Annotated in this window: 30 protein-coding genes; 12 read left to right on the top strand and 18 right to left on the bottom strand. The window is 66.9% G+C overall.

Annotation, left to right across the window (positions count from 1 at the left end):
• Positions 1-6: 6 nt before the first annotated feature.
• Positions 7-549 carry a ubiquinol-cytochrome c reductase iron-sulfur subunit gene (petA, locus tag AC07NC_RS00875; protein WP_008260246.1) on the bottom strand — a complete coding sequence of 181 codons (543 nt, stop codon included), beginning with the start codon at positions 547-549 and terminating at the stop codon, positions 7-9.
• A gap of 194 nt (positions 550-743) precedes the next feature.
• On the opposite strand from petA, the gene AC07NC_RS00870 reads away from it, so the two are divergent.
• Entirely contained in the window at positions 744-1,193 is a 450-nt protein-coding gene (locus AC07NC_RS00870) for a tRNA (cytidine(34)-2'-O)-methyltransferase (protein ID WP_494568300.1), read from the top strand.
• Here AC07NC_RS00870 and AC07NC_RS00865 read toward each other — a convergent pair.
• Positions 1,190-2,800, bottom strand: a complete 1,611-nt coding sequence (locus tag AC07NC_RS00865; protein WP_494568299.1) for an ABC-F family ATP-binding cassette domain-containing protein — start codon at positions 2,798-2,800, stop codon at positions 1,190-1,192. The genes AC07NC_RS00870 and AC07NC_RS00865 overlap by 4 nt on opposite strands.
• Before the next feature lie 229 nt (positions 2,801-3,029).
• Here AC07NC_RS00865 and AC07NC_RS00860 point away from each other — a divergent pair, with 229 nt between their 5' ends.
• Positions 3,030-3,524 (top strand): group III truncated hemoglobin, encoded by a 495-nt coding sequence (locus AC07NC_RS00860; RefSeq protein WP_494568298.1) that lies wholly within the window; start codon positions 3,030-3,032, stop codon positions 3,522-3,524.
• A gap of 2 nt (positions 3,525-3,526) precedes the next feature.
• Here AC07NC_RS00860 and AC07NC_RS00855 read toward each other — a convergent pair whose 3' ends face one another.
• Both AC07NC_RS00855 and AC07NC_RS00850 read right to left on the bottom strand, forming a co-directional pair.
• Positions 3,527-3,811: a type II toxin-antitoxin system RelE/ParE family toxin gene (locus AC07NC_RS00855; protein WP_494568297.1), complete on the bottom strand. Its 285-nt coding sequence runs from the start codon at positions 3,809-3,811 to the stop codon at positions 3,527-3,529.
• Complete coding sequence (locus AC07NC_RS00850; RefSeq protein WP_494568296.1) at positions 3,808-4,152, bottom strand: hypothetical protein; 345 nt, start codon at positions 4,150-4,152, stop codon at positions 3,808-3,810. Before AC07NC_RS00850 ends, AC07NC_RS00855 begins: the two co-directional genes overlap by 4 nt.
• 70 nt (positions 4,153-4,222) lie before the next feature.
• Here AC07NC_RS00850 and uvrA point away from each other — a divergent pair, with 70 nt between their 5' ends.
• Positions 4,223-7,168 (top strand): excinuclease ABC subunit UvrA, encoded by a 2,946-nt coding sequence (gene uvrA / locus AC07NC_RS00845; protein ID WP_494568295.1) that lies wholly within the window; start codon positions 4,223-4,225, stop codon positions 7,166-7,168.
• Between the two features lie 28 nt (positions 7,169-7,196).
• Here uvrA and AC07NC_RS00840 read toward each other — a convergent pair whose 3' ends face one another.
• Genes AC07NC_RS00840 through AC07NC_RS00830 form a run of 3 tightly spaced genes read right to left on the bottom strand, consistent with a single transcriptional unit; the run spans position 7,197 to position 9,863 of the window.
• Positions 7,197-8,078 (bottom strand): hypothetical protein, encoded by an 882-nt coding sequence (locus AC07NC_RS00840; RefSeq protein WP_494568294.1) that lies wholly within the window; start codon positions 8,076-8,078, stop codon positions 7,197-7,199.
• A gap of 29 nt (positions 8,079-8,107) precedes the next feature.
• On the bottom strand, positions 8,108-9,067 hold the full coding sequence (locus AC07NC_RS00835; protein WP_494568293.1) for a hypothetical protein: 960 nt from the start codon (positions 9,065-9,067) through the stop codon (positions 8,108-8,110).
• The gene (locus AC07NC_RS00830) at positions 9,060-9,863 is read right to left on the bottom strand and encodes a hypothetical protein (protein ID WP_494568292.1); all 804 of its coding nucleotides are present in this window, start codon (positions 9,861-9,863) and stop codon (positions 9,060-9,062) included. The genes AC07NC_RS00835 and AC07NC_RS00830 overlap by 8 nt, the downstream gene beginning before the upstream one ends.
• Before the next feature lie 71 nt (positions 9,864-9,934).
• Between AC07NC_RS00830 and trmFO the strand changes: the two genes are divergently transcribed.
• Positions 9,935-11,329, top strand: coding sequence for a methylenetetrahydrofolate--tRNA-(uracil(54)-C(5))-methyltransferase (FADH(2)-oxidizing) TrmFO (trmFO, locus tag AC07NC_RS00825; protein WP_494568291.1), 1,395 nt, complete (start codon positions 9,935-9,937; stop codon positions 11,327-11,329).
• Here the strand turns inward: trmFO and AC07NC_RS00820 are convergent.
• Both AC07NC_RS00820 and AC07NC_RS00815 read right to left on the bottom strand, forming a co-directional pair.
• Positions 11,326-11,979, bottom strand: a complete 654-nt coding sequence (locus AC07NC_RS00820) for a squalene/phytoene synthase family protein (RefSeq protein WP_494568290.1) — start codon at positions 11,977-11,979, stop codon at positions 11,326-11,328. The two genes, trmFO and AC07NC_RS00820, sit on opposite strands and share 4 nt — an antisense overlap.
• Entirely contained in the window at positions 11,969-12,985 is a 1,017-nt protein-coding gene (locus AC07NC_RS00815) for a polyprenyl synthetase family protein (RefSeq protein WP_494568289.1), read from the bottom strand. Before AC07NC_RS00815 ends, AC07NC_RS00820 begins: the two co-directional genes overlap by 11 nt.
• Positions 12,986-13,115: 130 nt before the next feature.
• On the opposite strand from AC07NC_RS00815, the gene AC07NC_RS00810 reads away from it, so the two are divergent.
• Positions 13,116-13,865, top strand: a complete 750-nt coding sequence (locus tag AC07NC_RS00810) for a tRNA1(Val) (adenine(37)-N6)-methyltransferase (RefSeq protein WP_494568288.1) — start codon at positions 13,116-13,118, stop codon at positions 13,863-13,865.
• Positions 13,866-14,045: 180 nt separating this feature from the next.
• On the opposite strand, the gene AC07NC_RS00805 is transcribed toward AC07NC_RS00810, so the two are convergent.
• Positions 14,046-14,828, bottom strand: coding sequence for a HisA/HisF-related TIM barrel protein (locus tag AC07NC_RS00805; RefSeq protein ID WP_494568287.1), 783 nt, complete (start codon positions 14,826-14,828; stop codon positions 14,046-14,048).
• A gap of 105 nt (positions 14,829-14,933) precedes the next feature.
• On the opposite strand from AC07NC_RS00805, the gene AC07NC_RS00800 reads away from it, so the two are divergent.
• Entirely contained in the window at positions 14,934-15,203 is a 270-nt protein-coding gene (locus tag AC07NC_RS00800; RefSeq protein WP_494568286.1) for a type II toxin-antitoxin system Phd/YefM family antitoxin, read from the top strand.
• A 47-nt stretch (positions 15,204-15,250) separates the two neighbouring features.
• On the opposite strand, the gene thiS is transcribed toward AC07NC_RS00800, so the two are convergent.
• Together thiS and AC07NC_RS00790 are read right to left on the bottom strand one after the other, a co-directional pair.
• A complete protein-coding gene (gene thiS, locus AC07NC_RS00795) occupies positions 15,251-15,448 on the bottom strand; it encodes a sulfur carrier protein ThiS (RefSeq protein WP_492099100.1) in 198 nt (65 codons plus the stop codon).
• A gap of 132 nt (positions 15,449-15,580) precedes the next feature.
• On the bottom strand, positions 15,581-16,534 hold the full coding sequence (locus tag AC07NC_RS00790; RefSeq protein ID WP_494568285.1) for a DUF4238 domain-containing protein: 954 nt from the start codon (positions 16,532-16,534) through the stop codon (positions 15,581-15,583).
• 559 nt (positions 16,535-17,093) lie between these two features.
• Between AC07NC_RS00790 and aroQ the strand changes: the two genes are divergently transcribed.
• The 6 genes from aroQ to lepB all read left to right on the top strand — a co-directional run bounded on the left by aroQ (position 17,094) and on the right by lepB (position 22,012).
• Positions 17,094-17,540 (top strand): type II 3-dehydroquinate dehydratase, encoded by a 447-nt coding sequence (gene aroQ, locus AC07NC_RS00785; RefSeq protein WP_008260693.1) that lies wholly within the window; start codon positions 17,094-17,096, stop codon positions 17,538-17,540.
• 47 nt (positions 17,541-17,587) lie between these two features.
• Positions 17,588-18,076 (top strand): acetyl-CoA carboxylase biotin carboxyl carrier protein, encoded by a 489-nt coding sequence (accB, locus tag AC07NC_RS00780; RefSeq protein ID WP_494568284.1) that lies wholly within the window; start codon positions 17,588-17,590, stop codon positions 18,074-18,076.
• 9 nt (positions 18,077-18,085) lie between these two features.
• Positions 18,086-19,438 carry an acetyl-CoA carboxylase biotin carboxylase subunit gene (gene accC / locus AC07NC_RS00775; RefSeq protein WP_035305084.1) on the top strand — a complete coding sequence of 451 codons (1,353 nt, stop codon included), beginning with the start codon at positions 18,086-18,088 and terminating at the stop codon, positions 19,436-19,438.
• A gap of 27 nt (positions 19,439-19,465) precedes the next feature.
• On the top strand, positions 19,466-20,482 hold the full coding sequence (locus AC07NC_RS00770; protein ID WP_494568283.1) for a 2-hydroxyacid dehydrogenase: 1,017 nt from the start codon (positions 19,466-19,468) through the stop codon (positions 20,480-20,482).
• Positions 20,479-21,165, top strand: a complete 687-nt coding sequence (gene aat / locus AC07NC_RS00765) for a leucyl/phenylalanyl-tRNA--protein transferase (protein ID WP_494568282.1) — start codon at positions 20,479-20,481, stop codon at positions 21,163-21,165. Before AC07NC_RS00770 ends, aat begins: the two co-directional genes overlap by 4 nt.
• 79 nt (positions 21,166-21,244) lie before the next feature.
• The gene (gene lepB / locus AC07NC_RS00760; protein ID WP_494568281.1) at positions 21,245-22,012 is read left to right on the top strand and encodes a signal peptidase I; all 768 of its coding nucleotides are present in this window, start codon (positions 21,245-21,247) and stop codon (positions 22,010-22,012) included.
• On the opposite strand, the gene AC07NC_RS00755 is transcribed toward lepB, so the two are convergent.
• The 6 genes from AC07NC_RS00755 to AC07NC_RS00730 all read right to left on the bottom strand — a co-directional run bounded on the left by AC07NC_RS00755 (position 22,009) and on the right by AC07NC_RS00730 (position 26,408).
• A complete protein-coding gene (locus AC07NC_RS00755) occupies positions 22,009-22,350 on the bottom strand; it encodes a hypothetical protein (RefSeq protein ID WP_494568280.1) in 342 nt (113 codons plus the stop codon). The two genes, lepB and AC07NC_RS00755, sit on opposite strands and share 4 nt — an antisense overlap.
• A gap of 16 nt (positions 22,351-22,366) precedes the next feature.
• Positions 22,367-23,032: a DUF2155 domain-containing protein gene (locus AC07NC_RS00750; RefSeq protein ID WP_426025119.1), complete on the bottom strand. Its 666-nt coding sequence runs from the start codon at positions 23,030-23,032 to the stop codon at positions 22,367-22,369.
• Positions 23,029-23,421, bottom strand: a complete 393-nt coding sequence (locus tag AC07NC_RS00745) for an NADH:ubiquinone oxidoreductase subunit NDUFA12 (protein ID WP_035305092.1) — start codon at positions 23,419-23,421, stop codon at positions 23,029-23,031. Before AC07NC_RS00745 ends, AC07NC_RS00750 begins: the two co-directional genes overlap by 4 nt.
• A 211-nt stretch (positions 23,422-23,632) precedes the next feature.
• On the bottom strand, positions 23,633-24,901 hold the full coding sequence (locus AC07NC_RS00740) for a TolC family protein (RefSeq protein ID WP_494568279.1): 1,269 nt from the start codon (positions 24,899-24,901) through the stop codon (positions 23,633-23,635).
• Positions 24,898-25,101: a YgaP family membrane protein gene (locus AC07NC_RS00735; RefSeq protein ID WP_008259227.1), complete on the bottom strand. Its 204-nt coding sequence runs from the start codon at positions 25,099-25,101 to the stop codon at positions 24,898-24,900. Before AC07NC_RS00735 ends, AC07NC_RS00740 begins: the two co-directional genes overlap by 4 nt.
• 29 nt (positions 25,102-25,130) lie before the next feature.
• Entirely contained in the window at positions 25,131-26,408 is a 1,278-nt protein-coding gene (locus AC07NC_RS00730) for an NAD(P)/FAD-dependent oxidoreductase (RefSeq protein ID WP_426025118.1), read from the bottom strand.
• Positions 26,409-26,447: the final 39 nt, after the last annotated feature.

Genomic DNA, 26,447 nt, shown 5'->3' with positions numbered 1-26,447 from the left:
TGGCCCTCACCCGATCTTGACGCGAGTGTCGGACGCAAATTCATAGTCGGGCACCACCAGGTTCAGAGGCGCGGGCCCCTTCCTGATCCGCCCGGACGCATCATAGTGCGAACCGTGGCAGGGGCAGAACCAGCCGCCGTAGTCGCCGGCGCCAAAGGTCGGCACGCAGCCCAGGTGGGTGCAGGATCCGACCACGACCAGATATTTCTCGTGGCCTGGCTTGGTGCGCTCGGCGTCCGTCTGGGGCTGTTTCAGGTCCGATGCGTGATCGTCGGCGATGACGCGCTGCAGTTCGGCCGGAGTGCGATAGCGCACGAAGACCGGCTTGCCCTGCCATTTGATCACGACCTGCTGGCCTTCCTGCACCTTGGTCAGATCGAACTCGATCGAAGCCAGGGCCAGGGTGTCGGCGGCGGGGTTCATCTGGTTGATCAGCGGCCAGGCGATCATCGCCCCGGCGCCGACCGCAGCGGCGCCCGCTGCGATATGGATGAAGTCGCGGCGATTCGGATCGCCCTCGCCTTCCGGAATCACACCCGTCTCGGCCACGTTTCACCTCTCGAAAACCGCCGGGACCGCCTGTATTGGCGCTCCTCTTTTGCGGCACGAACCCTAAAAGCGAGACCCAGTATTCCCCTCGGTCTGTATTTGCGGCCTAAGGCCGCAAGTCGCTGACGTTTCTTGCGAAACGTTCGCAGACAGACCGCGACAAACCCCCAGGCCGCGTATATCTAGGGATTAGAATGCGTCTCGCTCTTTTTCAACCGGACATTCCTCAGAACGTCGGCGCCTGCATCCGGCTGTCGGCCTGTTTCGGGGTGGAACTGCACGTCGTGGAGCCTACGGGCTTTCGTTTCGACGACCGCGCCATGAAGCGAGCGGCGCTCGACTATGGTCCTTTGTCGCACATGACCCGGCACGCCGACTGGGATGCGTTTCAGCGCGACCGCCCCGCCGGCCGGCTGATTCTGTTCACCACCCGCGGCGCGACGCCCCTGTCCGATTTCGTCTTTCACCCCGACGACACGCTTCTGTTTGGCAAGGAAACATCCGGCGCGCCGGACTATGTCCACGCCGCCGTCGACGCCCGCGTGCTGATTCCGCTGCGTCCTGAAGCGCGTTCGCTGAACCTGTCGGTCACCGCAGGCATCGCCCTGTGGGAGGGGCTGCGCCAGACGGGCGGGATCGGCTAGAGTGCTATCGTCCGCTCGATCCCAATGGCGTCCAGAAAGTCGGCGTCATGACTGACCACGATCAGGGCGCCGTCGTAGGCCCGCAGCGCGACTTCCACGGCGGCGACGGAATCGAGGTCCAGGTGATTGGTCGGCTCGTCCAGAATCAGCAGTTGCGGCGGCTTGGCCCCTGTCATGACGCAGGCCAGGGCCGCCCGTAGCCGCTCGCCGCCCGACAGCGCGCCGACTTCGCGATGCGCCGCTACATTCCGGAACAGGAACCGCGCCAGCGCCGCCTGGGCGTCGTTGACCGAGCCCTCAGGATTGAGCCGTCGCCAGGCCTCGACCAAGGTTTCATCCGGTTTCAGGATCGTAGCCTCCTGATCCAGCAGCACCGCCCGACACGGCCGCTCCACTCGCCCGGTCGTCGGTTCCAGCGCCCCATGGATCAGTCGCAGCAGGGTCGTCTTGCCGGCCCCGTTCGGCCCTGTGATCGCGACCCGTTCCGGCCCCGTCAGCCGCAGGCTGACCGGCCCCACCACAGTGCGCCCCTGCGGCGTCTCCCAGGTCGCATCGTCCAGAACCAGCAAGGTCCGCCCTGAAGCCAGCCCGCTCGATGGCATGGGGATCGACAGGGCGCGGGTGCGCTCAACCCGCTCGCGCGCCGACGCCAGGGCCGCCTCCGCCTCCGCGGCTTGCCGCGCCGCCAGCTGCCGGTCGCCGGCGCCGCTGTTCTCGGCCCGCTCCGCCCTCGCGCCGATCAGGATCTTCGGCATGTCGCCCTTGGCGCCCTTGCGCCGTCCGGCTGCGTCGCGCCGCGCCTTCATCTCCGCACGGCGCTGGGCGTCCGCCCCCACCCTGGCGGCCGTCCGTTCGGCGCCCGCCAGATCGCGTTCCGCAGCCGCCCGCTCGGTCGCCTTGCGCTCGGCGAAGAGGTCGTAGTTCCCGCCGTATACGGTCACGCCCAGACCGGAGACCTCGACGATCCGGTCCATGCGCCGCAGCAGATCGCGGTCATGGCTCACCACCACCGCCCCGCCGTCCCAGCGGCCCAGCACCTCGGCGATCAGTCGCCGCGCCCCGACATCCAGATGATTGGTCGGCTCGTCCAGCAGGATCAGGTCCGGCCGCGCCAGCAGCAGGCCGGCGAGCCGCAGCCGGGTCTGTTCGCCGCCGCTCAGACTGATCGTCGCCCGGTCCATGGCCAGGTCCGCCAGCCCGACCTCGGCCAGAATCTCGGCGATCCGCAGTTCTAGCGTCCAGTCCGCGTTCGCGAGATCTTCCGCGTCGCCCTCGCCGGCCAACGCCCGTTCGATCACCGCCAGGGCTTCGCCGACGCCCAGCGTTTGGGCGACCGTCTCGCCCGGCGCAGGATCATGGCGCTGATCCAGCACGCCGATCGTCCCGACGCGCGTCACCGCGCCCTCGGCCGGCGACAGATCGCCCGAGATCAAGCGCAACAGGGTGCTCTTGCCCGCGCCGTTGCGACCGACGACGCCGGTGCGCTCAGGCCCGAACGTCAGGCTCAGATTGTCGAAAAGCGTGACGCCGGCGGGCGTTCTAGCGGCGACCTTGTCGAGGGTCGCGAGCGCGGACGGGAACGCGCTTCGGCTTGGGCTGGTTGGCATGGAGGATCACGAGCAGCATGGCGGACAGGGCGGAACCGGTTGCCAGTGCGATGATCATGATCTTCGAGCCTCCTGCTCAAAACTCGTCAGAGACAAGAGGATGGGTCGTATTTGTGCGATGTGCAAGTCCGCGTCGCCCCTGAAGCGAACACGGCCGCGTGAACCCTCCCTTCCAGGGTGGACCGTCGGTCCAGTGGCGATCTGCTCGCCAGACCGCTAGGACGGCTCCATGGAAAGCCGTTTCCGCATCGAAGACCCCGCCGGCGCCGCCGCCCGCCGCGAAGCCGCCGTCCAGCGTTTGCGCGACGAGACCGGCATAGACGAGGCGATGATCGACGCCCTGGTCGAGACCTTCTACGCCCGCGTCCGTGACGACCGCCTGATCGGCCCGATCTTCGCCGACCGCATCACCGACTGGGCGCCGCACCTGGCGCAGATGAAACTATTCTGGTCGTCCGTCGCCCTGTCGACTGGGGTCTATCAGGGGCGACCTATGCCGAAGCACCTGCCCCTGCCCATCGACGCCCGCCATTTCGATCGCTGGCTGGAGGTTTTCGCCGAGACGGCCCGCGACCTTTGCCCCCCCGTCGCCGCCGACCACTTCACCGAACGCGCCCGCCGCATCGCCGAAAGCCTGGAGCTTGGGATCGCCACCGCCAACGGGGTGATGCTGGCCAAGGGCGAACGGTTCGTCCGGCCGACGCAGGCTTGGGCGCCGGAGTAGGATCAGCGGCGGTCTTCCCGCGTATGGAAGATGCGCATCACGACGACATTCGCCCGCTCGACGCGATAACGAACAATATAGCCTGCCTGTCCAAATGGAACGACCAGTTCCCTCGTCCCAAAACCAGTTTTGGCCGCACGTTGCGGAAACAGCTCCAGGGTCCTCAGAGCCTCATCAAGAGCGTCGGCGGCCCTTAAGGCGGCGTTCGGCGCCACATCCGCGAGGAAGTTGGAAACGCGGATCAGATCGCTGCGCGCAGGCGGCAACAAGCGAACCCGATACTTCACCGCTTCTCGGCCAACCGTCGGGCTAGATTTTCGTGAAAATCGCGAAGAGCGTCCTCGAGCGGCACTGTCACGCCGGTCCGCTCATATTCCGCCCACCTTTCCTCATCTTCCGCGACCCATGCGGCGGGGTGCTCGCTGACCCCCGCGATGCTGATTTCCCCGATCACGCCGTCCATCAGTTGCAAAGCATAGGCCGTCGGTTCCACGCCCGCCGCCTCGGCCGCCGCCTTCAGCCGCCGCGCCTGATCTTCGTTCAGGTGGATGTCGAAACCCTCGGCCATGGCGCGACGATAACTCACCGCGCCCAGCGCCGCAATGTTCCCACATTGTTCTTGCTTCAATCCTGCGATTCATCCCCATATAGCGATGTCGCGCCGGACCCGCCCGGCCCTTCCCGCGTTCCCGGACAGCATGACCGAAAAGCACAACTTCATCCGCGTTCGCGGCGCCCGCGAGCATAATCTCAAGGGCGTGGACCTCGACATCCCCCGCGAACAGCTGGTGGTGATGACCGGCCTGTCAGGCTCGGGCAAGTCGTCCCTGGCGTTCGACACCATCTACGCCGAAGGCCAGCGCCGCTATGTCGAGAGCCTGTCGGCCTATGCGCGCCAGTTCCTGGAGCTGATGGGCAAGCCGGACGTGGATTTGATCGAGGGCCTGTCGCCGGCCATCTCCATCGAGCAGAAGACCACGTCGAAGAACCCGCGCTCGACCGTCGGCACGGTCACCGAGATCCACGACTATATGCGCCTGCTATGGGCGCGGGTCGGCGTCCCCTATTCCCCGGCCACCGGCCTGCCGATCGAGAGCCAGACCATCAGCCAGATGGTCGACAAGCTGACGGCCCTGCCGGACGGCGAACGCATACTGCTGCTGGCCCCCGTCGTTCGGGGCCGCAAGGGCGAGTACAAGAAGGAAATCGCCGAGTGGCAGCGCCAGGGCTTCCAGCGGCTGAAGATCGACGGCCAATTCTATCCGATCGACGAAGCCCCCACCCTGGACAAGAAGTTCAAGCACGACATCGACATCGTCGTGGACCGGATCGTCACCAAGCCTGACCAGGAAGCCCGCTACGCCGACAGTCTCCAGACCGCCCTGGGTCTGGCCGACGGCATCGCCAACGCGGAATGGGCGAGTACGGCCGAGGGCGAGACCGCGCCGCGCAGCCTGCTGTTCTCCGAACGGTTCGCCTGCCCCGTGTCCGGATTCACCATCTCCGAGATCGAGCCGCGGCTGTTCTCGTTCAACAATCCCTTCGGCGCCTGCCCGGTCTGCGACGGCCTGGGCGTCAAGCTGGCCTTCGACGCCGATCTGGTGATCCCGGATCGCGACAAGAGCCTGCACAAGGGCGCCGTCGCCCCATGGGCGCGCGGCCCCTCGCCCCTCTACACCCAGACGCTGCAGTCGCTCAGCCGCCACTACGGCTTCTCGATGGACGTGGCCTGGCGCGAGCTTCCGGCCCAGGCGCACAAGGCGATCCTTTATGGAACCGGCGCCGAGAAGATCAAATTCACCTACGACGACAACGCCCGCAAATACGAGGTGTTCAAGCCGTTCGAGGGCGTGCTGCCGAACCTGGAGCGTCGCTGGCGCGAGACCGACAGCGCCTGGGTGCGCGAGGAACTGGCCCGCTACCAGTCCGAGACCCCGTGCGACGCCTGCCACGGCAAGCGGCTGAAGCCCGAGGCCCTGGCGGTCAAGGTCGGGGGCGAGGATATCGCCGACATCTCCACCCTGTCCATCAAGAAGGCCTACGACTGGGTCCAGGCCCTGCCCGAGGCGCTCAGCGACAAGCAGATGGAGATCGGCCGGCGCATCCTGAAGGAGATCGGCGACCGGCTGCGATTCCTCAACAACGTCGGCCTCGACTATCTGTCGCTGTCTCGATCCTCCGGCACCCTGTCGGGCGGAGAGAGCCAGCGCATCCGTCTGGCGTCGCAGATCGGTTCGGGCCTGACCGGCGTCCTCTATGTGCTGGACGAGCCCTCCATCGGCCTGCACCAGCGCGACAACACCCGCCTGCTGGAAAGCCTGAAGGGGCTGCGCGACCTCGGCAACTCGGTCCTGGTGGTCGAGCATGACGAGGAAGCCATCCTGACCGCCGACTATGTCATCGACATGGGCCCCGCCGCCGGCGTCCACGGCGGCACGGTCTGCGCCGAGGGCACGCCCGCCGAGGTCATGGCCAATCCCAACTCCCTGACCGGTAAATACCTGACCGGCGAGCGCGAGATCGAGATCCCCGTCGACGGCCGCCGTCCCATCGACCGCAAGCGGATGCTGAAGATCAGCGGCGCCAGCGGCAACAATCTGAAGAGCGTGACCGGCGAAATCCCCGTCGGCGTCTTCACCTGCATCACGGGCGTGTCCGGCGGCGGCAAGTCCACCTTCACCATCGAGACCCTGTACAAGGCCGCCGCGCGTCGCCTGAACAATGCGTCGGACGCCCCGGCCCCCTTCGACCGGATCGAGGGGCTGGAGCATTTCGACAAGGTCATCGACATCGATCAGTCACCGATCGGCCGCACCCCGCGCTCGAACCCGGCGACCTACACCGGGGCCTTCGGCCCCATCCGCGACTGGTACGCCGGTCTGCCGGAGTCCAAGGCGCGCGGCTATGGCCCCGGCCGGTTCAGCTTCAACGTCAAGGGCGGCCGCTGCGAGGCCTGCCAGGGCGACGGCGTCATCAAGATCGAGATGCACTTCCTGCCCGACGTCTATGTCACCTGCGACGTCTGCAAGGGCAAACGCTACAACCGCGAGACCCTGGAGATCGTGTTCAAGGGCAAGTCCATCTCGGACGTGCTGGACATGACGGTCGAGGAGGCGGCGACCTTCTTCAAGGCCGTGCCGCCGATCCGCGACAAGATGCTGACGCTGGAGCGCGTGGGCCTGGGCTATGTCAAGGTCGGCCAGCCGGCGACCACCCTGTCCGGCGGCGAGGCCCAGCGGGTCAAGCTGTCCAAGGAACTGTCAAAGCGCGCCACCGGCCGCACCCTCTACATCCTCGACGAGCCGACCACCGGCCTGCATTTCGAGGACACCCGCAAACTGCTGGAAGTGCTTCAGGAACTGGTCGAGGCCGGCAACACCATCGTGGTGATCGAGCACAATCTGGATGTCATCAAGGTCGCCGACTACCTGCTCGACTTCGGCCCCGAAGGCGGCGACGGCGGCGGCGAGATCGTCGCGGTCGGCACGCCGGAACAGGTGGCGGACAACGCCGCCAGCTGGACCGGCAAATACCTCAAGGAGGTGCTGGACCGGCACGAGACCCGCCGCAAGGCGCGGGTCGCGGCGCTTGGGGGGTCGGTGGGTGAACCTGTGAAGAAGAAGCGGGTGAAGGCGTCGGCCTGACGCCTTCACCGCCGGTTTGCGGGTCGGTTCAGCGGTCCCGCAGACCCTGCCACGCCGCCGAGAAGGGCGCATAGAGCACCGCCAGCTGCAGGGCGGACATCAGGGCGTTGACCACGGACCAGACCAGGATGGCGGGCCAGGCGCGGGCCAGGACATCCAGGGTGGACAGGCCTTCCATGCCCGCCAGAACAGAGATGCCGCCGGTCGCCAGATCCGTGCCCGCGCTGATGATCGTGCCAAGAATGCTGACGATCAGGCTCATGATCACGGCGATGATCGTCATGCCCAGCAGGGGCCAGAACTGGCCGTTGGTGGCCTTGAACGACTCGAACAGGGTGAACTTGCGCCGGTCGATCGTCATCGGCACGGCCAGGCAGAGCTTGATCGAAAGCCAGATCACGAGAGCCGCTGCGGCCAAGCCCAGGATCAAGGCGAGCAGATACATGACCGCCTGACCCGAGGCGACCCCGAGGCCGAACACGGTCACGACGATGGCGGAAAGCACCCCGCACAAAAGCCCGACGATCACCCCGATCGCCAGCGTGACCGCGAACACCCGAACCTCGTCCATGCCCAACCGCAGATAGCCCCAGGCGTTCTCGGCGGGCCGCAGCACCGACCGCGCCACGGCGGCGCTGAGCACAGCCCCGATCACCAGGCCCAGGGGCGCCAACCAGACGAGCAGGCCCATATAGGCCTGCCCCAGGGCCATCATCTCCTCAGGCGACGGATTGGACGACTGTTCCAGCGTCTGGGCCGAGGCCATGATCGCGGCCCATTGGCCGGCGCCCAGACCGAAAGTCGCCACATACAGGACCAGATAGGCCAGACCCCAGATCAGGGCTGTCACCGGATGGCGACGCACCACCCGAAATCCTTCGAACGCCGCGTCGGTGGCGGAAAAGCTCATGCTGCACTCCAGATCAGATTGGCGCGATCCTAGACCATCGTGTCGGCCGCGTCGCCCGCCGAGGTGGCGGCGGGCGACGTCGCTGCGGCGAATACGGCGCCGGACGGCCCATCCAGAAGCTGACGGCAGGCGGAGGCGAAGGGCGCGCTGAGCAGGGTCATGACCGCCCCGTAGACAAAGCCGCCGGGCACAAGCATCAGCCCGGCCACCGTCGCCAACACCGGCGGCGATGGAAACAGCTCGCCCAGGGTGGCGGGAGGCGACTGGGCCGTGATGTCCGCGAGAACACCGCTGGCGAACAGGGCGACGATCACGACGAAGGCCAGGACGAAATAGACGACCAGATAGACCAGCCAGGTGCAGACCAGCAGGCCCAGCAACGGCAGGGTGCGCCCGCGGCCCAGGGCCCAGCCCTCGACGAAGGCGAACCGTTTCAGGATCAGGGTGGCGGGCGCGATGAGGGACAGCCGCGCCATGGCGACGACGACCAGCGCGATCAGACCCAGCACCAGAACGAAGCCGCCGATCATCGCCGCCGCCTCATTGGCCTGCCACAGGGTGGCGACCAGGGCCGCGCCCAGCAGCACCAGAATGATCACGGCGATATAGGCCCCGACAAACAGCGCCAGCCCCACGACCACCAGCCGCAGTTCGTCCATCCCGGCGCGCAGGAAGAAGGTTCGGTCGGGCCGGCCGATCATCAACGTCGCCCGCATGGTCGCCGCCCAGATCACAACCGCCAACACGGCCTGTCCGACGTTCAGCAGCATGGACAGGCCCTGAACCGCCATCAGTTTCCCGAACATTTCCGGCGGCGGTTCGGCGCCGTCCGTCAGGGGCAGGTCCGCCAGGGTTCCGAACATCAGAGCCACAGCCAACAGGCTGAAGCCCATCATCAGAAATCCCCAGACGAAGACCGCCATGGGATGGCGCCGGATCACGCGTCCCGGCGTCGCCATGGCCTCGCCGATGGAAAATGTCTCAGTCATGGGGAGCTCCTTGCGGTGTCCAGTACTCGAGTCTGCGATAGGCCGCACCCAGGAAAGCCAGAGCCAGGGGCGCCTCGAACGCGGAGATCACCACCGCCCACACGATCCACGTCGCCACGCCGGATGGCAGGCCCGCCCCCGTCAGAATCAGCGGTCCCAGGATCGGCAGGCCCACGACCACGACCAGTCCGCCCAGCAGAGGCCGGAAACTGCCCTGGGCGATCCCCATGCTGTTCAGGGACACCATGTGTCCGCGCCCCAGGGTGGCCGGGGCGAACAGCGACAGGCGCACGACCATCACCAGCACGCCGTAGAAGGCCAGCAGGGTCACGACCGCCAGCAGGACCAGTTTCCAGATCGGACCCACCGCCGCCCAGTCCCGCAGGCGGATCGCCTCGGCGTTCAGCTCGGCCATGCCGAACACGGCCAGCAGCACCAGGGCCACGACCGACAGTATCATGGCCATGAAGACCGAACACAGCAGGGCGGCGCCCAGCAGGCGCAGTTCAGGCAAACCCAGTTGCAGACCCGCCGCCCCCAGGCCCAGCCGCCGCGCGTCGTTTCGGTCGTCGCTGATCGCCGTGCGCGCCAGGGCGCCGATCAGGATGAGGCCGGCGACCAACGCCGCCGCCGCCCAAACCCAGCCCAGGACGCCGACCATGAAGGGTCGCGCGGCCCACACAAGGGCGCAGACCGCCATGGCGGCCCAGGCCCAACGCCACGCCCTGACCAGGCCGACGACCGACGCCTTCAGCGCCTCGCCCAGCCGCAATCGCCTGTCGTTCGTCACGATCATCGCCCCATATCCCCGCCTCAGACATAGCAGGGGATCATGACATCACGCCAGACGACCGCTAGAAGGCCGCGATGACTGCTTCCCCCTCTCCTTCCCCTATTCACGTCATCGGCGGCGGCCTCGCCGGCTCGGAGGCCGCCTGGCAGATCGCCCAGGCCGGCGTGTCCGTGATCCTGCACGAGATGCGCGGCGTCCCAGGCGTAAAGACCGACGCTCACCAGACCGACGGCCTGGCCGAACTGGTCTGCTCCAACTCCTTCCGGTCGGACGATTGGGAATACAACGCCGTCGGCCTGCTGCACGCCGAGATGCGGGCGCTGGACTCGATCATCATGGCCTGCGGCGACGTCAACCAGGTGCCGGCAGGCGGCGCCCTGGCCGTGGACCGTGACGCCTTCTCCGCCGCCGTGACGGCGAAACTGGCGGCCCACCCGCTGATCACCATCGTCCGCGAGGAGATCGGCGGCCTGCCGCCTGAGGATTGGGACAATGTGATTGTCGCCACCGGCCCTCTGACCTCGCCCGCCCTGGCCGAGGCCATCCTGAAGGCCACGGGCGAGGAAAGCCTCAGCTTCTTCGACGCCATCGCCCCCATCGTCCACGCCGACAGCATCGATTTCGACATCGCCTGGCGTCAGTCGCGCTATGACAAGGAAGGCCCGGGCGGAGACGCCGCCGCCTACGTCAACTGCCCGATGGACAAGCCCCAGTATGAGGCCTTCATCGACGCCCTGCTGAACGGCCCCAAGGCCGAGTTCAAGGACTGGGAGCACGTGCCCTATTTCGACGGCTGCCTGCCGATCGAGGTCATGGCCGAACGCGGCCGCGAGACCCTGCGCCACGGCCCGATGAAGCCCGTAGGCCTGACCAACCCGCGCGACCCGCTGGTCAAGGCCTACGCCATCGTCCAGCTGCGCCAGGACAACGCCCTGGGCACCCTGTTCAACATGGTGGGCTTCCAGACCAAGCTGAAGCACGGCGTCCAGGCCGAGGTCTTCCGCATGATCCCTGGCCTGCAGAACGCCCAGTTCGCGCGTCTGGGCGGCCTGCACCGCAACACCTATCTGAACAGTCCCCAGTTGCTGGACAAGCAGCTGCGGCTGAAGGCCATGCCCCGTCTGCGCTTCGCCGGCCAGGTCACGGGGGTCGAGGGCTATGTCGAGAGCGCGGCCATGGGCCTGCTGACCGGCCGCCTCGCCGCCGCACAAGCGCTGGGCCTCGACCTGTCGGCGCCCCCGCCCGAGACCGCCATGGGCGCCCTGGTCGAACACATCACCGGCGGACACCTGGAAGGCTCGAAATTCCAGCCGATGAACATCAACTACGGCCTGCTGCCGCCGCTTGAGGCGCCCAAGGTCGATGAAGACGGCAAACGCATCCACCCGAAGGAACGCGGCCGGGCCAAGAAGCGGCTGCAGAGCATCCGGGCGATGGAAAGCCTGAAGGCCTGGCGGGACGCGGGCTAAACCCGTCCGCGCACCGTCGCCCAGATCAGTCGCAGGCGCTTGACCGGTTCCGGCTCGTCGGGCGTCGTCAGGGCGGCCGAGGCCACGGCCGGGAACCCCTCGGCCGGCAAGCCCTTCAAGGCGGCGTTGGCCTTGGGCCGCGCGGCCTTCGCCTCGTTGATCCGCCCGACCTGCCCCAGCCCCCGCACCCGCCCGGCCTCGACCACCTTGTCGGCATGACCCGGACCGGCCAGCACCTGGACCGCCGCCTGCATCGGACCGACGTAGAAGGCGTCCAGGTCGTGGGGCTCGCCGTGGACGCGGCCGATATGGGCCTCGATCAGGGCGTCGAGGGGGGCGCGGTCCAGGGCGTGGCGGACGACCAGGTCGGTCAGGGCCTCCAGCACCGGATGGCCCTTGCGGGGGATCCCGGCGAAGACCCCGTCCAGCTGTTCCGCCCACCAAGTGTAGCGCATCTCGGCCAGCAAGGGCTGGGTCACGCGCGCGGGGATCGACATCAGCTCGGCCTCGAAGGCGTAGAGCGTGATCAGATCGGCGCGGGCGCGCGCGTCGGCGACCAGGCGGCTGGACAGCCAGCGGTCCAGATCGGCGGCGCGAACCTGGGCGTCCAGGGTTCCCGCCACCGCCGCCGGATCGGGTTCAGGCGGCACGCGAAACGGCGAAATCGGCCAGGTCTTCCAGGGCCGCGCGCCAGTCCGACGCCGGCAGGGCCGACAGGGCGGCCTTGGCCTGATCGGCATAGTCGCCGGCCAGATCCAGGGTCGCGCCGATGGCGCCGGAACCGACCACCAGTTCGCGGGCGCGGGCGAAGTCCTCGGGCGTGCGTTCGCCCTTGGTCACGGTCCGCTCCCAGAAATCGTCCTCGCGGCCCCGGGTGCGGGCCACGGCCAGCAGCAGCGGCAGGGTGGCCTTGCCCTCGTTGAAGTCGTCGCCGGCGTTCTTGCCCAGGGCCTCGGCGGTCGCGCCATAGTCCAGGGCGTCGTCTGCCAGCTGGAAGGCGATGCCCAGGGCCATGCCGTAGTCGCGCAGAGCCTGGGTCGCGGCCGGATCGGCGCCGGCGCCCACCGCCCCCGCCTCGGCGGCGGCGGCGAACAGTTCGGCGGTCTTGGCCGAGATGATCTGCAGATAGGTGGCCTGATCCAGGTTCAGATCATGGGCGCGGGTCAATTGCAGAACCTCGCCCTCGGAGATCACCCGCGACGCCTGGGCCAGGATCCCCAGGGCCCGCATCGAATCGGTCTCGACCATCAGTTCGAAGGCGCGGGCGAACAGGAAGTCGCCGACCAGAACACTGGTGGGCGCGCCCCAGATCAGGTGGGCCGCGACCTTGCCGCGCCGTAGTTCGGAGGCGTCGACGATGTCGTCGTGCAACAGGGTGGCGGTGTGAATGAACTCGACCGCGGCGGCCAGCTTCTTCGGCGACAGGATGTCGCCCTCGGCGCCAGAGGCGCGGGCGGCGGCGACGGTCAGCAGGGGCCGCAGGCGCTTGCCCCCGGCCGAAACCAGGTGTTCGGCCAGTTTGGGGATGATCGGCACATCCGACTGCATCCGATCGATGATCAATGCATCCACCTCGGCCATGTCGGTTCCGGCCAGCCGGACGAGGGCGTTCACATCCCCCTTCGGACGGGGAGAGGCGGCGAGGACTGCGTCCAAGGGATATTCTTTCACACGTCGCGCGACCTGGGCCGCGTCAGGCAATTCCGACCGCGTCCGCTTGCCGGATCGCGATGCGGCGCACAATGGTGATAGGCCCACGGAGGGTCAAGGAGATTGAGGCTTGGACATGGCTCCCGCCGCCCCGGATGTCGTCGAGAACGCTCTTCTGGACGGGCGTGTCCGCCTGCGTCAGCCCGCACGCGGCTATCGGGCGGGCATGGATGCAGCCTTGTTGGCCGCCGCCGTCGCTCCCCGTTCTGGCGACCGCCTGTTCGAGGCGGGCTGCGGCGCCGGGGCCGTGCTGATGCAGATTGCGGCCCGTCATGCCGGAGTTTCGCTGACCGGGCTGGAGCGCGATTCGGTCGCCGCTGGCCTCGCGCGCGAGAACGCCGACCTGAATCATTCTACTGATCGAATCAGGATTCTCGACGGCGACGTGGCCGACGGGTTCCGTCCCTTGGACCTGCCCCCGTTCGACTGGGCCGTGTCGAACCCGCCCTTCTTCGACGACCCCGGCGCCCTGCGCGCCCCGGCGCCCGGCAAACAGGGCGCCTGGATGGCCGACGACGGCCTGTCCGCCTGGACCGGCCTGCTGCTGAAAGCGGTGCGCGAGGGCGGCCGGATCGTGATCATCCACCGGGCCGACCGTCTGGCGGACCTGCTGACCCTGCTGGGCGAAAAGGCCGGCTCCTTCGCCATCCGCCCGGTCCAGCCCTTCGCCGACGAGCCGGCCAAACGCGTGCTGGTCCAGGCGATCAAGACCGGCAAGGCCCCCCTGCGCCTGCTGCCGCCCCTGGTGCTGCATGATCGCTCGGGGGCCAAACACACGCCCGAGGCCGAGGCGATCCTGAGGGGCGAGGCGGCGCTGGATTGGTAGGGTCTGGCGCCCGCGATTTTCCCCCGCTTGCGGGGGAAGTGTCAGGTCGTGGCGCGTAGCGACACGCCTGACGATGGGGGAAGTCATCTTCTGGACGAGACTTCCCTCTCCGTCGCTGGATCGGCTTCGCCGATCGACGCGACACCTCTCCCGCAAGCGGGAGAGGGTCTATGAAGTTCCCTAAATCAAACCCGCCAGCGGCGACGACGGATCCGCATACATCCGCTTCGGCATCCGCCCCGCCAGATAGGCGTCGCGCCCCGCGATCACGGCATGCTTCATCGCCCGCGCCATGAGGATCGGATCCTTGGCCCCGGCGATGGCGGTGTTCATCAGCACGGCGTCGCAGCCCAGCTCCATCGCCCGGGTCGCGTCAGAGGCCGTGCCCACGCCGGCGTCTACCAGAACCGGCACCTTGGCCTGTTCGACGATCAGCCGCACATTGACCTCGTTCTGGATGCCCAGGCCCGAGCCGATGGGCGCGGCGGCCGGCATGATGGCGGCGGCGCCGGCGTCTTCCAGACGCTTGGCCATGACCACGTCGTCTGTGCAATAGACCATGACGTCGAAGCCGTCCTTGATCAGAAGGTCCAGCGCCCGCAGCGTCTCGATCATGTCGGGATACAGGTGGGCGGTGTTGGACAGCACCTCCAGCTTGACCAGGCTCCAGCCCCCCGCCTCGCGCGCCAGGCGCAGGGTGCGCACCGCGTCCTCGCCGGTGAAACAGCCGGCGGTGTTGGGCAGGAAGGTGAACCGGTCGGGCTTCACATAGTCGACCAGCATCGGCTGGTTCGGATCGGTCAGGTTCACCCGGCGCACGGCCACGGTCACGATCTCGGCCCCCGCCGCCTCGGCGGCGGCGGCGTTCTGGGCGTAGTCGGCGTATTTGCCGGTGCCCACGATCAGGCGCGAGTTGAAGGTGCGGCCGGCGACGGACCAGGTTTCGGGGGCTGTATCGGTCATGGGTGGTGACCTAGTCCTGTCGCGCCCGATGCGAAAGGGCGGATCGTTGTCGTACCCCGCCCGATAAACTAAAGTGATCGGATTACGAGCCGCCGGAGCGACGTGATGAAGTCCGTCGATATCGAAGAGGCCAAAATCCACCTGCTCCGCCTCGTCGAGGAGGCAGCCAAGGGGGAATCCTTCATTATCACTGAAGCCGGAAAGCCGTTGGTAAGGCTGGAGGGGTTGAACGCCAAGCCGGTCGATACCTCACGCCGCCTAGGATTCATGAAGGGCGAAATCCTAGTGCCGGATGACTTCGACACCATGGGACAGGCCGAGATCGAGGCCATGTTCTATGGAGACGCCGTCGATGAAGACGGCGTGAGCCGATGAGCTGCTTATAGCCAAGCACGCCTGACCCGACGCCACTTGCGGTCTGATCACCCGCCGCCGACGAACTGGACCAGCTCGATCCGGTCCCCCTCGGCCAGGGCGGTGACGGCGTGCAGCGACCGGGGCACGATCTCCAGATTGCGCTCGACCGCCACCTTGCGGGGGTCCAGCGCCAGTTCCTGGACCAGCTCCGTCACGGTCGTCGCATAGACCTCGCGTGGATCGCCGTTGACTTGAATACGCAAACCGTCTGCCTCGATGCCTAAATGCGCGGGGTGGAAAAGCTGGGCTTTCACTCCGGCGGTTCTGCACCTGACATAACGCGTTTCGGCACGGAGGGCATCCTTCCATGCTTTTTACGAAGGCCGCTCTGGAACCTACTGCTTCGCGGAAGGTGGGCTCGCGACGGAGGTATGCTTGGCTTTCCAGTTATTCGCGAGCACTTCACCGATCGATGCGGACTTCTCATACCCCATCCATTTCGACACGAAGGCTGTCTCCTTCATATTGTCGGCATAGACGTGTGCCTGCGCTCTTACGGTGACGAGCTTCCGTGCCATATCAACCAGGTGATCGGCAGGCTCGGCCTGAATCTCAGCCTCAAAATTCTTATCGTGAAATGCACAGAACAAGTGACGGGGACCAAGGGGGAGCAACAACTGACCGTTCCGCTTTTTGATGCCGTTGCTGCTGAAGAGCGCACGGTCGCTTGTAAGCAGCGGCGGCAAGCCCGTATCCAAGCTCATTACAGACCAAGACATCGTGCGGATATGTCCGGCGACGGCCATGTTCATAGTCAGGCTATTCAGAAGCTTAACGCCTAAGAGGTGGCCGCCTTCGCCGTCGTCCTGAGAGGCCCATTCTTCGAACGTGGCTGGGTCGTTATCCGTTTTCAGGTTGAGATAGTCTGCCTGTATCTTGGCGTTTGGTGCATCCCACATTTCCAGAGCAACAGCTTTGAGGCTCTTCACACTCTCTGGTGTCCTCATGATCATGCTCAGCAGGAAGTGGCTCCACCAAATCATTTCTGGCTCGGTGAGCTCATGGCCTCCGCTCTCGATCAGGCTGGCAACGATCTTGCCCGCACGGTCATCGAGAGGGCTCATCAGTTTGGTTTCGATAATGGTAGCGTCGGGGCCTAACTCTTCAAAAGTGTAGAGGTCATCCTCATAACCCACGCTCTTAGCGGCTACGCGGTCCCGCACCACCTTGCCGTTATGGACCTTTCGGTACAACACGAGCCGTCCCTGAACATCGCACCAGTTTTTGAGCAAAAACTTCGGCACAAAGTGGTGTCGCTTGGGTGGATTCTGAGGCTTAGATGTAGTCATTCGCCAATCTATTCGTGACTTAAAATCCTACGTGATGAATTATAGGTCTGCTTTAAAATCTCAGCCAACATTTCCGACGACAATTATAGGTGAAGCGAGATTGAAGCCCGCTTCGCATCCCATTTTCAAAAACGAACCCCCGCCTTTTCAAACCCCTGACGCCCACACTCAACAATCGACCTACCACGCCTCAAAACCGTGCCATCATGGCCGGGTCTTTGAAAACTGAATCCTCCTCGCCAGACCCGCCCTCGCTCCAGGCAGGCGCTCCCTGTCGCCCCACCCCGAAGATTGTACGAAAATAGACTCCATTTTTTGCAGTGGGTTGAGTCTATTCTCGCCCCACCGCCGCCCCGACTGCGGCCCTCCAAACCGTCCGCCCTCCCCCTTTTCCCCGCTCTTCACGCCCCCTGCGACGGGAAATCCGTTGACGCCCGCGCGCATGACGTTAGGTCAACCCGTTTCCACGCTGCGCTTTGACCCGCGCCGCGCCTAAGCTACAAGGCCGCCCCTGAACCGTCAGAGGTCGCCCGATTCCGGAGCCTCGATTCGAGAACCGATGTCCGACACGTCCGTCATCTATGTGCTGAACGGCCCCAATCTCAACCTTCTCGGGGTGAGGGAGCCGGAAATCTATGGTCGCGACACACTCGCGGACATCGAACAGCGCTGCATGAAGGCCGCGGGCGACGCCCGGATCGTGTTCCGTCAGACCAACCACGAAGGCGTCCTGGTCGACTGGATCCAGGAGGCGCGTGAGAGCGCGCAGGCCCTGATCATCAACCCGGCGGCCTATGGCCACACGTCGGTCGCCCTGCACGACGCATTGAAGACGTTGTCGATCCCGGTGATCGAGCTTCATCTGTCCAATCCGGCGGCGCGCGAGGCGTTCCGTCATCACTCCTATGTGTCGTCCGCGGCGACCGGCGTCATCGCCGGTTTCGGCGCGGTCGGCTATGAACTGGCCGTCCAGGCGGCTCTCACCAAGGTTCGGGAACGCGCCTGAGGGCCGACCCGTTCGCATTCCAAGACGAAAGACAAAGGCGCACCGCAATGGCCGATGACAAGAAACACGCCGAGATCGACGCCGCCCTGGTTCGCCAGCTGGCCGAGATCCTGAACGAAACCGACCTGACCGAGGTCGAGGTCGAGCGCGGCGAGCTGCGCATCCGCGTGGCGCGCGAGATCACCATGCACGCCGCCCCGGTCCAGTACGCCGCCGCCCCGGCTCCGGCCGCTGCGCCCGCAGCCGCCGCTGCTCCGGTCTCCATGCCGTCGGACCCGGCCACCATCGTCGCCCGCGCCGGCGAAGAGGTGAAGTCGCCGATGGTCGGCACCGCCTATCTGCAGGCCTCGCCGGAAGCCCCGGCCTTCGTCCAGCCCGGCGACAAGGTCAAGAAGGGTCAGACCCTGCTGATCGTCGAAGCCATGAAGACCATGAACCCGATCCAGGCCCCGCGCGACGGCGTCGTGGCCGAGATCCTGGTCGGCGACGCCCAGCCGGTCGAGTTCGGCGAGCCCCTCGTCCTGCTGGAAGCCTAAGGCGCCCTGATGTTCACCAAAGTCCTGATCGCCAACCGCGGCGAGATCGCGCTGCGCATCCACCGGGCGTGCAAGGAGATGGGCATCTCCACCGTCGCCGTGCACTCGGAAGCCGACCGCGGCGCCATGTGGGTGCGGCTGGCCGACGAGAGCGTCTGCATCGGCCCCGCCTCGGCGGCCAAGTCGTATCTGAACATCCCGTCGATCATCGCGGCGGCCGAAATCACCGGCGCCCAGGCGATCCACCCCGGTTACGGCTTCCTGTCCGAGAACGCCCGCTTCGCCGAGATCGTCGAAGCCCACGGCATGACCTTCATCGGCCCCAAGCCCGAACATATCCGGGTCATGGGCGACAAGATCAGCGCCAAACAGACGGTCATGGACGCCGGCATCCCCGTGGTCCCCGGCTCCAAGGGCGAGGTCGAGACCGTCGAGGCGGCGATCGAGGCCTCCAAGTCCATCGGCTTCCCCCTGATCGTCAAGGCGGCGGCGGGCGGCGGCGGACGCGGCATGAAGGTGGCCCTGACGGCGGATGATCTGGTCGAGGCGGTGCAGACCGCCCAGTCGGAAGCCAAGGCCGCCTTCGGCAACGGCGCCGTCTATATGGAGCGCTATCTCCAGAAGCCGCGCCACATCGAGATCCAGGTCATCGCCGACAGCCACGGCAATGTCGTGCACCTGGGCGAACGCGACTGCTCGCTGCAACGTCGTCACCAGAAGGTGCTGGAAGAGGCCCCCTCGCCCGCCCTGTCGGCCGAGGGTCGCAAGCAGATCGGCGAGACGGTCAACAAGGCCATCGCCGCCATCGGCTATCTGGGCGTCGGCACCATCGAATTCCTGTGGGAGGACGGCGAGTTCTTCTTCATCGAGATGAACACCCGCCTGCAAGTCGAGCATCCGGTGACGGAAATGATCACCGGCGTGGACCTGGTCCGCGAACAGGTCCGTATCGCCGCCGGCCTGCCGCTGTCCTTCACCCAGGAGGACATCGAGTTCAAAGGCCACGCCATCGAGGTGCGGATCAACGCCGAGAACCCCGAGACCTTCACCCCGTCGCCGGGCAAGATCACCGACTTCCACGCCCCCGGCGGCCTGGGCGTGCGTCTGGATAGCGCCATCTACGCCGGCTATTCGATCCCGCCCTATTACGACAGCCTGATCGGCAAGCTGATCGTCCACGGCCGCGACCGCGAGGAGGCCATCGCCCGCCTGAAACGCTCGCTGAACGAGATCGTCATCGGCGGCGTCGACACCACCATCCCCCTGTTCCAGAAGCTGTTGCAGGAGCCCGACATCCTGTCCGGCGACTATGACATCCACTGGCTGGAGAAGTGGGCCGCCCGTCAGAAGGGCGACGCCTGACGCCCGCTCGATCAGAGGAACCGGCCCATGCGTATCGCGGTGTTTGCGACCAAGGCCTATGACCGCCGGTTCCTCGACCTGGCCAATGCCGACTTCGGCCACGACCTGAACTGGTTCGAGGCGCGGCTGGACGACACCACCGCCCCGCTGGCCGACGGTTTCGACGCCGTCTGCGTCTTCGTCAACGACCGGCTGGACGCCCCTGCCCTGACCCGCCTGGCGCAAGGCGGGGTGCGCGCCGTGGCCCTGCGCTGCGCCGGCTACAACAATGTCGATCTGCGCGCCGCCGAAAGCCTGGGCCTGACCGTGATCCGCGTGCCGGCCTATTCGCCCGAGGCGGTCGCCGAGTTCACCCTGGGCCTGCTGCTGGCGATGAACCGCAATATCCCCCGCGCCTCGGCCCGGGTGCGCGAGAACAACTTCGCCCTGGACGGCCTGATCGGCCGCAACCTGTCGGGACGGACGGCCGGGGTGGTCGGCACGGGCCGGATCGGCGCCCTGGTCGCCCGGGCGTTGAAGCTGGGCTTCGGCTGCGAGGTGCTGGCCCATGATGTGGTCGAGGACCCGGCCCTGACCCAGATCGGCGTCCGCTACGTCGATCGCGAGACCCTGCTGCGCCAATCCGACATCATCAGCCTGCACTGCCCGCTGACGCCCGATACGCGCCACCTGATCGACGGCCCGACCCTGGCGGCGGCGCGGCCGCGCGTGATGATCGTCAACACCAGCCGGGGCGCCCTGATCGACACCCAGGCCCTGATCGACGCGCTGAAGAACCATCGTGTCGGCGGCGTCGCCCTGGACGTCTATGAGCAGGAAGGCGATCTGTTCTTCGAGGACCTGTCGAACGAGATCATTCAGGACGACGTGTTCCAGCGCCTGCTGACCTTCCCCAATGTCCTGGTCACCGGCCACCAGGCCTTCCTGACCGAAGAAGCGCTGACAGCCATCGCCGTGACCACCCTGTCGGGCCTGGCCGAGATCGAGGCCGGACGCGTCCCCGCCAATCGCGTCACCGCCGACCAGGTCCGCCCCGCCCCATGACCGAGCCGGACTTCAGCGCCCGCGGGCCTTCCGACGGCTTCGGCCCCGAGGCGCTGCTGGCCTGTTATGCCCGTGGCGTGTTTCCGATGGCCGAGGCGCGCGACGACCCGCGCGTCTTCATCATCGAGCCGGACCAGCGCGGCGTCATACCCCTGGACGCCTTCCACATCCCCACCCGCCTGCGCCGCACCGTGCGCGGCGAACCGTTCGAGGTGCGGATCGACACCGCCTTCGAGGCGGTGCTGGACGGCTGTGCGGCGGCCCAGGGGCCCGAGCGCGAGGACACCTGGATCAACGCCCCGATCCGGCGCCTGTACGCCGCCCTGTTCGCTCAGGGCTTTGTCCATTCGGTCGAATGCTGGAAGGACGAGCGGCTGGTCGGCGGCCTGTACGGCGTCTCCCTGGGCGGCGCCTTCTTCGGCGAGAGCATGTTCAGCCGCGAACGCGACGCCTCCAAGGTGGCCCTGGTCCATCTGGTCGCGCGGTTGCGACGGGGCGGCTGGACGCTGCTGGACGCCCAGTTCCTGACCGACCACCTCAGCCAGTTCGGCGCGGTGGAGACGCCCCAGGCGGCCTATCTGCGACGGCTGAAACCCGCGTTGAAGGGGACGGTGGACGAGACCGCCCTGATCGCGCCGATGACGGGGGCCGAGGCGGTGGACTGGGCGCTCCATCGCGCTTGATCCCTGTCCGGACACGATTACAGCCTGTCCGGACAAGCCTGAGCTGGCGTCGCCCCGCAGGCTCGCGGCCTAACAGGGCATGACCCAAGACACCACCGCACCCGCCCCGTCCTCCGCCGCCGTCTGGCGCGAAGTCAAAGAGATCGGCGTCACCCTCGTCGCCGCCCTGATCCTGGCGATGGTGATCCGCATCCTGCTGTTCCAGCCCTTCACCATTCCCTCCTCGTCGATGGAGCCGGGGCTCGTGACCGGCGACTATATCGTCGTGTCCAAATACGCCTATGGCTGGAGCCGGGCGTCCCTGCCGTTCAATCCGCCGCTGCCCGACGGCCGGGTGCTGGGACGCCAGCCGAAGCGGGGCGACGTCGTGGTCTTCCGGCGCCCGCACGACCCGGATCAGGTCTGGATCAAGCGCGTCATCGGCCTGCCCGGCGACACCGTTCAGGTCCGCAAGGGTCAGGTCTTCGTCAACGGGCGCCTGATCGGCCAGACGCCGCTCCAGATGGTCAGCGACCACGACGCCCCCCAGCGGCGTGTACTCGAGGTGCGCGAGGCGCTGGCGAGCGGCAAGACCTATGTCACCTACGACGGCGGCCCGGACCAGCCGGGCGACGACACCCCGGTCTATCACGTGCCTGAGGGTCAGTATTTCATGATGGGCGACAATCGCGACAACTCGCTGGACAGCCGCTGGCCCGCTGATCTGGGCGTCGGCCTGCTGCCGGCCGAAAACATCGTCGGCCGGGCCGAGATCGTCGCGGCCTCATGGAAACCCGGCGCCGGGCTGTTCAAGCCGTGGACCTGGCTGGACCTGCAATGGCGCCGTTTCCTGAAGCCTATCCGCTAGCGGGCGCGGAATTCCTCAAAGCTGACCATCCCGTCATGGTCGCGATCCAGACGCTCGAACGCCGCCCGATCCGGGGTCACGGACTGAGCCAGCGAAGGCGCGGCTACGGCGCCCAGGGCCAATCCGGCGACAGCGGCCGCCAGCAACTGACGCCAGCCCATGCGGATCGACGACCGGGCGGTCGTCGACCGGTCCAGTTCGCTGTCGATGAAGCGGCGAATGGCCTCGCTGGCCGTGCGGCCCTCAATGCGGCACTTGTCCATGAAGGCGGTCTTCGTCGCGTGCGGCAGCCGGATCTCGACCGTCTCGCTCTTCTTGAGGGGTCTTTGGCGGTTCATTCCGGCCTCCTCGCGCTCAGTTCTTACAGCCCACCACCCAGGCGTCGTAATTGGGGTTCTGAAGCCCGCTGACGGCCGGGGACGAGGCGAACATCCAGCCGCGGTAGATCTGGCGCGGTTCGGCCGGCTGGTTGGCGCCCCGCGATTGCAGCGAGACATCGACATAGGCGATGGCGTCTTCGGTCAGTTCGTCAGGCGTCGAGACTTCGCAGGCGCGGACGCTGAAGATCAGGTTGCGGTTGAAGCGGACCGGACGGCCGCCGACTTCGACCTCGAACTTCATGGTCTCGGCTGTGGTCTTGTCGATAGCCTGGATGACGGCGAACTTGCGCCGCTGGCGGCGAGCGGGCGTGGCCGGCTGTTCGATGGCCTTTTCGACCACCGGCTTTTCGGAGGCGGCTTCTTCCTCGGCCTTTTCCGCGACGGCCTCATCCTCGGCGAGGACGACGGAGGGCGGCGGCGTCACCGCCACCGGCGTCCGGGGCGCGGGTGCGGCGGCCGGGGCGGTCTCGGTCGGCGCATTGGCCGGTTGGGCCGGCGTGGTGCGCAGGATGTCGCCGATGGGATCCTGGACCGGACGGGCCTCGCGCGGCGAGTCCTGAAGGACGCTGGCGGTCACCGCCCCGGCGCTGAGCGCCGCGACGACGGCCGCCCCGCCCAGCAGGAGCCGATTCGGTCTCACTCGGGCGTCCAGGCCTGATAGTCGCCGGTCGCGGCGGGGCGTTTGGCCTCGGCGGCCAAAGAGCCTTGCGGACGCCAGGCCATCGGGGTGCCGGTGAAATTCGGCAGGTGATCCTTCTCCCACGCGCGGCGCGGGAGGGGCGCCTCGGTGGGCGGCAGGTCGAAGGTGTAGCGCAGCCAGCCGTGCCAATCGGCCGGCACCTTGGACGCGTCGGCATAGCCTTCGTACACGACCCAGCGGCGCTTGCGGCCGTCGTAGCTCGAGTTGTCCTTGGCCTCGTAATATTTGTTGCCGATCTCGTCGGTCCCGACGAAACGGCCGCGCTTGGCGATCGTGAAGAGGGTGCCGATCGTGGCCCCGTTCCACCAGGCGAAAATCTTGTTCAGCACGTCGTCAAAACCTACGCGAAATTCCCGCAGAAAAAGAGCCTGCGGCCGGAGCGGATCATAGGAACACTCGCCCCCTTCGTCCAGCAGACACGTTCGCAGAAGCGGGAAAAGCAGTTGGCATGAACCGTCTTGCAGAACTCGGGCTTCGCGATCTGACGCGCCGCCCGCCGAAACGCCTCCACGACCACCTTCGTCGGAGCCCTGTCGCCCCCTAACCCAAAGCTGATCCGATCAGGCTCTTCAGGCGATAGGCGGCGACGATCCGGGCGGTCCTGGCCTGGGTGGCGGCAGCGGCGGCGGCCGTGGCTTCGCGCTCGGCGTTCAGCAGGTCGATCTGGGGTTTCAGTCCAACGCGGACTTCATGTCGAACGCTGGCCAGGGCCTGGACCGCGGCCGCGCTTTGTTCGTCGGACGCCTGGGCCACCAGTTCGGCGGTGTGAATGTCCTGCCAGGCGGCGAGAACCTGTTCCTCCAGGCCCATGCGGGCGGCGCGCAGCCGGGCGGAGGCGGCGCGGACATCGGCGCTGGTCTCGGCGATCTTGCCGGACGTCAGGCCGCCGCTGAACAGGGTCCAGCGGCCGCGGATTCCCACGGTCGCGCTGTCGGCGCGATAGTCCGGAAAGAACTGGTCACGAACCGAACCCGCCTCGACGAAGGCGCTGACGGTCGGCAGGCGTTCGCCGCGCGCGGCGCGGGCGGCGGCTTCGGCCGCCTCGAGATCGGCCCGCGCCTGACGCAGGGCGGGGCTGCCGCCCATGGCGATCGCCATCGCATCGTCGAGTGAGCCGGGCAGAGGCGGATTGGGTGGAATCGGTTGCAGATCAACCGGCTCCAGGCCGGTCAGATTGCGGTAACGGGCGCGGGCGGAAACCTGCATTCCCTCCGCGCGGGCCAGGTCGGCGCGGGCCTCGGCGGCGCGCGACGCGGCCTGGGCGACGTCGGTGCTGGGGGTTTCGCCGGTCCGGAAGCGCTCGCGCGCCTGTCGCTCGATTTCCACCGTCTGGCCCGCCAGCTCGCGATACAGCCTCAACACTTCGCTGGCGGCGAGCATATCGCCATAGGCCTGAACCACCGCCAGGACGACCTGCCCCTGAACGGCGTCGCCGCCGGCCTCGGCTGCAGCCATGCCGGCGCGCGCTTGCGCGATCCCCGCCGCCGCGCGTCCCCCGGTGAACAGGGGCTGTTCGAGCGTCAACTGGGCCGCCCGAGGCGTGACGTCCGCCGCGCCCAGACCGAAGAACGCCTTCGGATCAAGCCGGCCCTGACCGACCGTCCCGCTGAGACTCAGCGAAGGCGCTCGCGCTGAGCGCGCCTGCTGCAACCGGCCTTTCGCGGCGCCGGCGCCGGCGTCGGCCTCGGCGATTTCGGGCGCATGGGCGATAGCGGCGGCGATGGCCTCCTCCAGCGTCGTCGCCTGCGCCAGACCGGGTGCGGCCAGGAACAGGACCAAGGCCCAGGGCGCAGCGTGGCGCAGGCTCATCGGAAGGCGTTCCCCGGACGCAGACCCAACGCCTTGAACACCATGGCCGCCGGGCAGAAGCCGGTGAAACCGGACTGGATCATGTTCAGCCCTGCGAAGACGGTCAGGGCGATCCACCAGGGATGGACGGCGTAGGACAAGGCCACGCCCGCCAGCACGACGCATCCGGCGAAGATCACGACAGCACGATCAAGGTTCATCGGTAGGCTCCAGATTTAGAGGGAGGGGGTCACATGCGAAGCTTGCGGATGCCCATGATGTGCATCGCCAGCCGCTCGTAGGAGGGTTCGCTTTCGCCCCTGCGCACCTTGCGCAGGAAATATTTCTCGAAGCCGACCTTGGCCAGGTGGACCCATTTGCCGCTCGCGGCCCAGTTGACGTTGCGCGGCGGGATCTGCGGCTGGGCCACGAAGGCGACGCCGCCGTCCCCGAAGTCCGCCAGACAGACGGCGTTCCAGGTCGCCTCGGCCTCGGGCGTCTCGCCAGCGATCAGGGCGGCCAGATTGGCGGCGACGGCGGTGACCATGCTTTCGATCATGAAACCGGTCTTGGGCACCCCAACGGGAACAGGCGTCGGGCCGGTCGGGGCGATGGCGACACAGACGCCCAGAGCGAAAATCTCCGGGAAGGCGGGATTGCGCTGATGCTTGTCGATCAGGATGAAGCCGCGCGGATTGGTCAGGCCCGGGATGTCGCGGATCGCGGGCACGCCTCGGAACGCCGGCAGCATCATCGAATAGCCGAAGGGCAGCTGATGGGTCTTGGCGACGGCGCCGTCCTCGGCGATCTCCTCGACGTGCATCAGGCCCGGCTCGACCTTGGCGACGCGCGCATTGGTGATCCACTTGATGTGCCGCTCGCGCAGCTTGCTTTCCATCAGGGACTTGGTGTCCCCGACGCCGTCGAGGCCGAGGTGGCCGATATAGGGCTCGGCGGTGACGAAGGTCATCGGCGCCCGATCCCGGATCTTGCGCCGTCGCAGCTCGGTATCCAGGATCAGCGCGAACTCATAGGCCGGGCCGTAGCAGGACGCGCCCTGAACCGCGCCGACGACGATGGGGCCGGGGTTCTCCACATAGGCGTCGAACATGTTGGCGGCGTGCGAGGCGTGCGACGTCTGGCAGACTGACACCGTGTAGCCATCCGGCCCCAGCCCTTCGATTTCATCGAAGGCCAGATCGGGGCCTGTCGCAATTACGAGATAATCGTAATCGACACTGTCGCCGTTGTTTAACTCGACCCGTTTTTCTGCAGCGTGAAGCCGTTTCGCCCCCACCGCCGTGAAGCCGATCTTCTTGCGGGCGAAAATCGGCGGCAGATGAACCTGAATCTCCTCCGGCTCCCGCCAGCGAACAGCGACCCAAGGGTTTGATGGAACGAAAGAATAAGTCTCCGACTCGGCAATCATCATCACCTCGGCGCGCCCCTTGACGGCCGCTCTTATCTCATAGGCGGCGATTGTGCCGCCCAGTCCGGCGCCGATGATCACAATTTTGGGCTTGGCCATGTTTCCCTCCAGAAGGCGTTTCCATCGCCCTTATGTGCT

Source organism: Brevundimonas sp. GW821-FHT10A07, from assembly GCF_059415785.1.
Note: the sequence above shows the minus strand (reverse complement) of the source record. Positions and strands in the feature narration are given on the sequence as shown.